The organism is Aeromonas fluvialis (assembly GCF_000819885.1).
Taxonomy (GTDB): Bacteria; Pseudomonadota; Gammaproteobacteria; order Enterobacterales; family Aeromonadaceae; genus Aeromonas; species Aeromonas fluvialis.
In genome coordinates this window covers 1-9,360 of sequence record NZ_CDBO01000023.1, presented here as the reverse complement: position 1 = coordinate 9,360, position 9,360 = coordinate 1, and the positions used below count along the sequence as shown (strand labels likewise).

Sequence of the window (9,360 nt, the reverse complement as noted above, 5' to 3'; positions counted from 1 at the left end):
GTCCCTCTCTTCGCACCATTCATTATGCAAAAGGCCCATCACGAGAGTGATGGGCCTTTTGTTTTTACCTCTTGTTATTGCTATGCTTTTGACGACTCCCCGCTCATCGTCATGCCAAGGAACGCATATGATACTGGATACCGACGTTCACAACTTTTACGAACATCTGGTGCTCAAAGAGATTGAAAAACAGGGATTACAGCAAAAGCTCACCAACGACCAGATGGCCGACCTCTGCTGTCTTACACTCAACCAGCTCCCTGCCCACTATATTCGCCACACTGTCGACATGATCTATTTCCTGACCGAGGCCCAACGCAGCGAGATGGAAAAACGAGTCATCACATCCCTCAAGAACGCGCAGCAGAAGATCGAACAGACGCCCATTAAAATATCATAACCAGTGCTGCTGCCAGAGCAGGGTGACGATACCGGTCAAACCGGCCAATGGCAGCAGGATCAAGGCAGGGCGCAATCCGGGTTCAAGCATGAGCCAGGCGGCCAGCAGAAAACCGACACTCCAGGTGCCATACGCTTTATCCTGACCCCACATGAGCACAGCTCCCCCCACCAACAACATGGTCACCCGCACTATCCAGCGCATAGTATGCATCCTCGACATCAATTGATAATAATTATCATATTCATCAATCGAGGATGCAAGTCATGCTATAAAGCAGCCTCGTATGCAGCCAACCATGTCAACAGGACAGTCAAAAACGGATTATGAGATCAACTATTTTATGATTTTTCCAATCAAATTTGCATTTTTTGCCAATTCGATGGGGCTTTAACCCTCTGGGTTTGTGGTAGATTGCGGCCTCTTTTTGGGTAAGCCCCTCGGGATACGTGTATCCACAGGACGAGAGGGGCTGATCTTGGCGAGCAAGAGCTTAGGAAGTATCTATGCAAAACCAACAAAACCACATCCGACTCCCGAACATGGCCCAGGTGTTTGCCTGTCTGGCGATTTTCCTAGCGCTGGCATTTTCGTTCACCAGCGTGCTCGATCTGCCCATCCAGCTGGCGCTATTCATCGCCTGGTTCGTCATCATGGGGCTTGGCATCAAGCTCGGCTACGATTACAAGTCTCTCGAGAATAGGCCACAGCCTGGGGGTACCCGCGCCACTGGTAGCCGGAGCCGTGCTCTCCGGAGTCTACTTCGGTGACAAGCTCTCTCCGCTCTCCGACTCCGTGGAGCTGGCCTCTACCATGTCCAACGTAGACGTGGTGGAGCATATCAAGGGGATGCTGCCCATCAGTCTGATCTCCTATGTCATTACCGCCGTGCTGTTCACCGTGGTGGGCCTGCAGTATTCGGGCAACGTCAGCCTGGAGCAGGTCAATCTGGTGATGGAGGCCCTCGACAACCAGTTCAACATCACCCCGCTGGCCATTGTGCCTGTGGTGCTGGTGCTGGGCCTGATCTGGGCCATCGCCTTTCAGGGCATGGACCCCCGGTCAAGGAGATACTCTCGGCTTATAGTCCGTTTGCCATCACCTCCGGCATCGACTTTATCGACAACATTCTCGGTCGCGGTGGCATGGAGTCCATGCTGGGCTCGGTCGCGGTCATCATCTTCGGTCTGGGCTTAGGTGGCCTGCTGGAGAAGGTCGGCATTCTGGAAGTGATAGCCAGCGCCTTCGAGAAGCGCATCAACAGCGTCGGCAGCCTGACCAGCCACACCATAGGCACCGCATTTCTGGCCAACGTGTTTGGCTCGGCCATGTATGTGTCGCTGATCCTGACCCCCAAGATCATGGCCAAGAACTACGATCGACTGGGACTGGCGCGCAAGAACCTCTCTCGCAACGCCGAGTTCGGCGGCACCCTCACCTGCGGCATGGTGCCCTGGAGCGACAACGGCATCTTCATGGCAGGGGTGCTGGGGGTGGCAACCCTCGACTACCTGCCTTACATGTGGCTGAGCTTCACCTGCATCATTGTGACCATCACCCTCGCCTACATGGGCAAGGCAGTGAACCGGATCCCGCTGGTCGCGGCGGCAAGCTCCCGCTAAGCCATCTTGCAAACAACAAAGGCGCCATCAAGGCGCCTTTGTTGTTTCAGGGAGATGTTGTTTTAGCAGCATCGCAAAACCCCCAAACAAAAATAGCCCTCGTCGCCGAGAGCCGTTTCATCAGACCGATAACGCCGATCAGATGGAGAAGCTGGAGCCACAGCCACAGGTCGTGGTGGCATTGGGGTTGGTCACGGTGAAGCGTGAACCTTCCAGACCCTCGGTGTAATCCACACTGCCGCCTACCAGATATTGCAGGCTCATGGGATCGATCACCATGGTGACGCCATTCTTCTCGACTACGGTGTCCCCGTCGTTGATCTTCTCATCAAAGGTAAAGCCATACTGGAAACCGGAGCAGCCCCCACCCGTGATGTATACCCGCAGCTTCAGCTCGGGATTCTCTTCCTCGGTGATCAGGTTCTTCACCTTGTTGGCCGCCGCATCCGTCATCTGGATGGGCAGCGGGGCTTCTGCTACTGCACTCATTACTGACCTCACAACCATTAGATCCACAAACATGGAAACCGCGAAATTATCCAATACCCGACCATTCAGTTCAAGTATTCACCACGTTTAACCGGCAGCGGGAACCGGAGCAGGCGGCGCGGCGACCAGCGGCTTGATCACCTCGCCCCACTCAACCAGCAGCTCTTGTGCCGGTTGCCTGCCATCCTTGTTGATGGTGACACGGATCCGATCCGGCACAAAGCCTTCCGGCAACTGCCAGTTCCCTTCCAGCAGCTGGAAATAACGCAGGGCATAGCGCCACTCGCTCACCTTCATTCCGAGATCGCGACCGGTCAGCGTCTTCGGCTTGTCAGCCAGACTCCCCTCGACCCGGATCTGCACCTGCCCGCGAAACAGCTCCCGCTTCTTGGCAGGCTGGGTCAGGGCGAGACGATAGTGGTAACGACCGGGAATGCTGGTCTCCTGCAGGGTCAGGTTGTCGATCACCACCCCCACCTGTTCGCCGGTGGGGCGCATGATCCGCTCGAAAAAGGCCAGCTGGCGCTTGAGCTCCTGCACCTGCGCCTCCTGACTCTTCAGGGTGGTCTGCAACTGCTCGAAGGCCGCTTTCTGAGTTGCCAGCTGGGTATCTTTCACCCCCAGCTCGGTCTTGAGCTGGCCGATGGCCTTGCCCTGACGATCCAGCGTCTCCTGCTGCACCACCAACAGACTGCTCTGGGCCAGCTCCTGACGGTTACCGACAAAGTAACCGATGAGCCCGCCAACGGCTAACACGACCAATAACTTCAATAGATTGGACATAGCCCCTCATCCCGTTATCACGCCATTTACGGCTGCGCCTCTCCCTTCACTATACCGCCCTGACCGGGGCCAAAGGCGATAAAGGGAAAAATTAACTGGCCGTGGCGCTGCCATCACCCCGCTTTTGACGCGCGGCAAGCCGTAAAGTTCGCTCCAGGATCTGGGAATAGATGGGACGACCGCCCAGCGCTTGCGCCACAAGGGTGGCTCCCACTGTGGTAATCATCATCGGCAGGATCAGCTGATAGTTGTCGGTCATCTCGGTGACCAATACGATACCCGTGATGGGGGCGCGCACGGTGGCAGCAAACAGCGCCCCCATCCCGGCGATGGCAAAGGCGCCGGGCTCGATGCCAAGCTCAGGAAACGCCGCATGAAACAGATGGCCGAACACCACGCCAAACAGGGTGCCCAACGCCAGGGTCGGCGCAAACACCCCGCCCGGGGCACCGGAGCAGAAGCAGATGAGGGTCGCAACCAGCCGCACCGAGAAGATGAGGAACAGGGTCGCCATCGCATACTCATCCCCCATCAGATGGGGAATAAGCTCGGTGCCGCCGCCCGTCACCGCGGGGGCAAACAGCGACAGCACACCAAACGTTCCGGCGACCAGCATGCCGATGGCTACAAAACGGTGGCGCTTGTTCTGATGCAGCGCCAGATAGCCATCCTGACAGGCCAGCACCAGCTTGTTGAAGACAAAACCGAGCACCCCGAAGGTGGCCCCCATAAAGAGGAACAGCCAGAGCGCCTTGAGGGCTGGCGCATCGTAGTGGGGCAGAGTGATCACCGCCCCCTGACCTTTCATGTTCTGCAGCATCAGGGTCGCCATGATGGCGGAGATCCCCACCGCCTTGATGGCCAGAAAGGAGTAGCGAAACTGCGGCCGCATCTCCTCCATCACGAACAGGATGCCTGCCAACGGCGCATTGAAGGCTGCCGCCAGACCGCCCGCCGCACCGGCGGCCAACAGGGCATGGCCATGCTCCTTGGGCAGCCGGAAGATATCCGCCACCATCTTGCCGAGGTTGCCGCCGATCTGTACCGAAGGCCCCTCCCGCCCCAGCACCATGCCGGAGCTCAGGGTGCAGATGCCACCGAAGAACTTGACCGGCAACACCCGCCACCACCGCACCGGGCGCAGATCGTCCATCGCCCCCTCGATCTCGGGAATGCCGGAGCCCCCCGCTTCCGGGGCAAAGGAATGAGTAAGGAAGTAACCGACAAATCCCAGCAAGGCGCTGAAGCCAAAGCCAAGCAGACCGAGCTGCCACCAGGGGCGATCAGCCAGCAAGGTGATACGTTGCTCGACCAGCCAGTGCACGCCTGATTCGAACAGGCCGCACACCAGTCCGGCCAGAGTGCCGACCAGCGCCGCCAGCAGCAGCACCAGCAAGGGCATCTTGTCTTGCCGGATGATGCGGGAAACCGGCCCCCGCGCAGAAGTATCCGGTTCGGAAGAGGAGAGAGCTTGTTGCGCCATCTTATTACACCAACTTGGAAAAACCACATCGTCAGCTAGCTGAGATCAGGATCACCCGGCGCGTTGCTCGGCTGCCCAGGGCTGGGGCTTTCTGCTATAGTCGGCCCGTTAAATTTTTGTCACGGGAGCAGACCGAGAGTCCGGGTGGCGAGAGCGCAAAGCATACTCCTGATGCTCCGGCCTGCCGAGTCTCAATCGGCTGCAATCCCTTGTGTGACGCCCAAAATCCCATTAAGGATGATCCATGTCAAAATCAGATCAGCTGTTTGAACAGGCCCGCCAGACCATTCCGGGTGGCGTCAACTCACCGGTCCGCGCCTTCAATGGGGTCGGCGGCACGCCCCGCTTCATCGATCACGCCGATGGCGCCTATCTCTATGATGTGGATGGTCAGGCCTACGTGGATTACATCGGCTCCTGGGGCCCCATGCTGCTGGGTCACAACCACCCGGCCATCAAGGCCGCCGTCATCAAGGCCGTTGAGAAGGGGCTGAGCTACGGTGCGCCGACCGAGATCGAAGTGCTGATGGCTGAGAAGGTGCGCCAGATCGTCCCCTCCATGGAGCAGGTTCGGATGGTCAACTCCGGCACCGAAGCCACCATGAGCGCCATCCGTCTGGCCCGCGGCTACACCGGCCGCGACAAGATCGTCAAATTCGAGGGCTGCTACCACGGCCACGCCGACTCCCTGCTGGTCAAGGCAGGTTCCGGCGCCCTGACCCTGGGTCAACCGAACAGCCCGGGCGTTCCGGCCGATTTCGCCAAACACACCCTGACCTGCGTCTTCAACGATCTGGATTCGGTGCGTGAAGCCTTCACCCAGTACGGCAGCGAGATCGCCTGTATCATCGTCGAGCCGGTCGCAGGCAACATGAACTGCATCCCGCCGGTCCCCGGCTTCCTGGAAGGGCTGCGCGCCATCTGTGACGAGTTCGGTGCCCTGCTGATCCTGGACGAAGTGATGACTGGCTTCCGCGTCTCCTTGCGTGGTGCCCAGGGTCACTACAACATCGACCCGGATCTCACCACCCTTGGCAAGATCATCGGTGCCGGCATGCCGGTGGGCGCCTTCGGCGGCAAGAAGAAGGTGATGCAGCACATCGCCCCGACCGGCCCTGTCTATCAGGCGGGAACTCTCTCCGGTAACCCGGTAGCCATGGCTGCCGGTCTGACCATGCTGGATCTGCTGCTGGAGCCGGGCCTCTATGAGCAGCTGAGCGCCAAGACCGCCCGTGTTGCAGAAGGGCTGAAAGCCGCCGCGGCCAAGCATGGCATTCCGCTCGCCATCAACTATGTGGGCGGCATGTTCGGCTTCTTCTTCACCGAAGAGAACGAAATCACCCGCTACGAGCAGGTCACTCGCTGCGATATGGAACGCTTCAAGCGCTTCTACCATCTCATGCTGGAAGAGGGCGTCTATCTGGCGCCGAGCGCCTACGAGGCGGGCTTCCTGTCATTGGCTCACGGCGACAAGGAGATCGAACATACCTTGGCTGCCGCCGAGCGCAGCTTCGCCAAGCTGACTGGCTGAATCGCCGCAGGTTGTCGCAGAAGGGCCCGTCATGGGCCCTTTTCTTTTGCAGTGCCTTCATCACCAGACAGGGCATCGATACGCTCAGTTCTGGTGCATTCCCTCTTCGTCACTCACCAATTTGTCATCCTCTGGTGCAACTTGCCCTGCCATCCCTGTCATAAAGCAGGCCCACTATTTGCACATTCACCACAAGAGCCCACGTCACCGAGGTCCATATGGCAGAGATGAGCCCTATCGATGTGCTGCGGCGCTATCAGGAGTATCAGGAGGAGTTGACCCCGCTACTGCAGGGGCTGCTCAGAGCCCCTCTTGCCTCGCTCAAGGGGTATCCCTTTGTCGTCAGCATTGACCACTATCAGGGGCCGATGTGCATCCAGCCTGCGGCACCGGCGGCCCATAACCGGCTGCACCTTATCGTGCAGGGGCAAGGACGGGAGATCACCGTCTGTCTGAATCAGCTGATTGGCTGGTTGATGGGAGACAGGGAGCGCCGCCGCGCCATGCCCTGGTTCAAGGCGGTCTATGTGGTGCTCAGCATGGCGCTGTTTCTCATCGTCGCCACCCTGATCTGGCACGGGCTGGAGCAGCTCTACCAGCTATTGTGCGGCGAGCAGCAGAACCAGCTCGGCGCCTTTAGCGCCATCATCTTCCTGACGCTGGCACTGGCGGTGTTCGATCTGGGCAAGACCATTCTGGAAGAGGAGGTACTGCTGCATAAGGATATCTTCCGCCACAGCGCCATTCGCCGTACCATCACCCGCTTTATCGCCGCAATTCTGATCGCGGTCTCCATCGAGGGGCTGTTGCTGCTGTTCAAAGGTTCGCTCGGCCAGAGCGAGCTGCTCTGGCCTGCGGTCGGGGTGATGGGGTGTGCGGTGGGTTTGCTGCTGGCACTTGGCCTCTATGTCTTTCTGGGAGCCAAGGCCGAAGCGGCACTGGTACAGGCTAGCCTGCGCTCTCCACCGTCAGTTGCACAGGGGAGCGACGCGCCGCCCGCCAGGAGGCGTACATGGTCCAGGAGGTATAGATGACGATAAAGGCAACCAGCCACTTCAGCATCTCCATATCCATGGATTTGACCAGCATGGCTGCCAGCACTACACCGATGGGGCCGAAGATGGCCACTGCCAGCACCGCCTTGGCATCGAACGCCCCTTTGCGGATAAAGGTGCCTGCGGAGAAGACGCTAAACACGGCGGTGGAGCCCATCATGATCGGAAACGCTGCCAGCGGGTTCATCCCCAGCAGATAAACCAGCGTCATGCAGGGGGCAAACAGGCCGATACCGACATTCATCAACACCCGATCATCGATCAGCTTGAACTGCTTGTAGCAGGCTGTCTTTACCGCAAAGCTGCCCACCCCCAGGGTATCGAGGAAGTTGGCAACCCCGCCGATCAACGCCACCGGCCAGAAAGGCGTGGCCTCGAGCGTGCCATCGCACTTCTTCTGCCAGCATGCCTGCACCAGCATAAAGACGAACACCAAACCACCTGCTATAAAAATAATCCGTAAAATATCAACTAACATAGTGATTTCTCCTGCGCCGGGCGGCGATTCTAAGGCAGGGCACAGGAAAAGTCTTGGCTGTAATTAAACAAGCTCCATAGCCAATCGCGGTGAAGTGAAATATTTCCAGATGGATGTCGAACGACTCCGCTAATACTTGTAACTGAGGCCGACAGGCCCGCTCCTGTGCACGCTGTTATGGTCCTTTCGCGACGACCACCTGTGCAAAGGAGATAATGAAAAAGAGGGCCGGTAGCGATACCGACCCTCTTTCTGTCTCTGGCCGGGGCGCACAGTCGCCCTTGCCATCGCAATCTCTTATTGAATGCTTTTGCCTGCACGCACGTCTTTGATAAACCCCTTCAGGCTGGCCAGATCACGGGGAGCTCCGCGCAGGATCTGATCACCGATGATGAAGGCAGGAGTCCCGGAAATACCGAGCCCTTCGGCCAACGCACGGTTGGTTGTCAGGTTCTGGTCAATGCTGCCATCCTTGATCTTGGCTTCGACCTTGCTCCAGTCCACACCGGCCGCCTGTGCCAACTGCTTGACCTGAGCCTCGTCAGCAAGCGGGCCCTGATGGGTATAGAGCTTCTCGTGGAACGCCTGATACTTGTCAGGCTGACCCAGCTGTACCGCCAGTGCGGCGCGGGCAGCGAAGTAGGAGGATTCGCTCAAAATGGGGAACTGCTTGTAGATGTAACGGATATCTTTATCTTCTGCCATCAGCTGCTTGACCAGCGGATGAGCTCGTTTGCAGTAACCGCAGTTGTAGTCGAAAAACTCAACTATGGTCAGCGATCCCTTCGGGTTACCGATCTCGGGGTCACTATTGGCATACAGCTGCTTGGCGTGACTCTTGATCAGCGCCTTGTCACTTTCGGCCTGCTGGCTCTCCTGCTTGGCACGCAGGGCATTGGACATCTCGACCAGGATCTCCGGGTTCTTGACCAGATAGTCACGAACGATTTGCTCGACATCGCTTTTGGTCAGCTCGCTCGCGTGTACCGGTGCAGCCAGCAGGGTCAACCCCGCCAGCACACAAAACAGGGCATTTTTAATAGTCATAACGTTATCTTGTAGAGGATATGATAGAGGCCACTATAGTGGTTGAGTCTGTTTTCAAGTCAAGTTATCTGGCCAAAAAAGCGCTTGATGTGACCTCGCTGCCACTTTTTCATGTCATTTCGCGCAATTAACCAGCAATCGAACCGGGCAGGGATTTACAAGCCGGATCAGCATGGTAATATTCGCCGCACTGCTGCGGAGGGGTGGCAGAGCGGCTGAATGCACCGGTCTTGAAAACCGGCGATGGGCGACCATCCGTGGGTTCAAATCCCACCTCCTCCGCCATTCATACCGAGCCCATGCAACCATGTTGCGTGGGCTTTTTGTTTGCCAGAAATTCGCCATTCCCTATAGTTCTCAGCAAATTAGCCGACTTCAATATCCTCATCAAGCGGCCCACCGGTGGCTCTGAACCTGTCACCAATTCGTCTGTCGCCAGCAGCCCACCACACTCCTGGCTAATAACACCATG

At 57.9% G+C, this 9,360-nt stretch carries 10 protein-coding genes, 1 tRNA gene and 1 pseudogene; 5 read left to right on the top strand and 7 right to left on the bottom strand.

The features are described 5' to 3' along the window. Positions 1-127: 127 nt before the first annotated feature. Entirely contained in the window at positions 128-400 is a 273-nt protein-coding gene (locus BN1125_RS05695) for a late competence development ComFB family protein (RefSeq protein ID WP_042011168.1), read from the top strand. On the opposite strand, the gene BN1125_RS05690 is transcribed toward BN1125_RS05695, so the two are convergent. Then, positions 395-604 carry a hypothetical protein gene (locus BN1125_RS05690; protein ID WP_042011167.1) on the bottom strand — a complete coding sequence of 70 codons (210 nt, stop codon included), beginning with the start codon at positions 602-604 and terminating at the stop codon, positions 395-397. The genes BN1125_RS05695 and BN1125_RS05690 overlap by 6 nt on opposite strands. A 302-nt stretch (positions 605-906) precedes the next feature. Here BN1125_RS05690 and BN1125_RS05685 point away from each other — a divergent pair. Then, positions 907-2,022: pseudogene (locus BN1125_RS05685) on the top strand (Na+/H+ antiporter NhaC family protein). A 138-nt stretch (positions 2,023-2,160) separates the two neighbouring features. Here BN1125_RS05685 and erpA read toward each other — a convergent pair. From erpA to clcA, 3 genes are all read right to left on the bottom strand, one after another. Beyond that, positions 2,161-2,511 carry an iron-sulfur cluster insertion protein ErpA gene (erpA, locus tag BN1125_RS05680; protein WP_005340225.1) on the bottom strand — a complete coding sequence of 117 codons (351 nt, stop codon included), beginning with the start codon at positions 2,509-2,511 and terminating at the stop codon, positions 2,161-2,163. 87 nt (positions 2,512-2,598) lie between these two features. Continuing rightward, a complete protein-coding gene (locus tag BN1125_RS05675) occupies positions 2,599-3,294 on the bottom strand; it encodes a DUF6776 family protein (RefSeq protein WP_005343032.1) in 696 nt (231 codons plus the stop codon). Positions 3,295-3,385: 91 nt separating this feature from the next. Continuing rightward, positions 3,386-4,777 carry a H(+)/Cl(-) exchange transporter ClcA gene (gene clcA, locus BN1125_RS05670; RefSeq protein WP_042011166.1) on the bottom strand — a complete coding sequence of 464 codons (1,392 nt, stop codon included), beginning with the start codon at positions 4,775-4,777 and terminating at the stop codon, positions 3,386-3,388. 244 nt (positions 4,778-5,021) lie between these two features. Between clcA and hemL the strand changes: the two genes are divergently transcribed. Next, positions 5,022-6,308, top strand: a complete 1,287-nt coding sequence (gene hemL, locus BN1125_RS05665) for a glutamate-1-semialdehyde 2,1-aminomutase (protein WP_042011165.1) — start codon at positions 5,022-5,024, stop codon at positions 6,306-6,308. Positions 6,309-6,526: 218 nt separating this feature from the next. After that, a complete protein-coding gene (locus tag BN1125_RS05660; protein WP_042011164.1) occupies positions 6,527-7,342 on the top strand; it encodes a hypothetical protein in 816 nt (271 codons plus the stop codon). Here the strand turns inward: BN1125_RS05660 and BN1125_RS05655 are convergent. Continuing rightward, positions 7,257-7,841 (bottom strand): sulfite exporter TauE/SafE family protein, encoded by a 585-nt coding sequence (locus BN1125_RS05655; protein WP_042011163.1) that lies wholly within the window; start codon positions 7,839-7,841, stop codon positions 7,257-7,259. The two genes, BN1125_RS05660 and BN1125_RS05655, sit on opposite strands and share 86 nt — an antisense overlap. Before the next feature lie 297 nt (positions 7,842-8,138). Next, on the bottom strand, positions 8,139-8,888 hold the full coding sequence (locus BN1125_RS05650) for a DsbA family protein (RefSeq protein ID WP_042011161.1): 750 nt from the start codon (positions 8,886-8,888) through the stop codon (positions 8,139-8,141). 197 nt (positions 8,889-9,085) lie between these two features. Between BN1125_RS05650 and BN1125_RS05645 the strand changes: the two genes are divergently transcribed. Then, a tRNA-Ser gene (locus BN1125_RS05645) sits at positions 9,086-9,173 on the top strand. Position 9,174: 1 nt separating this feature from the next. Here the strand turns inward: BN1125_RS05645 and BN1125_RS19330 are convergent. Then, positions 9,175-9,360 (bottom strand): hypothetical protein (locus BN1125_RS19330; protein ID WP_042011160.1); only part of this gene is annotated, 186 nt, incomplete at its 5' end.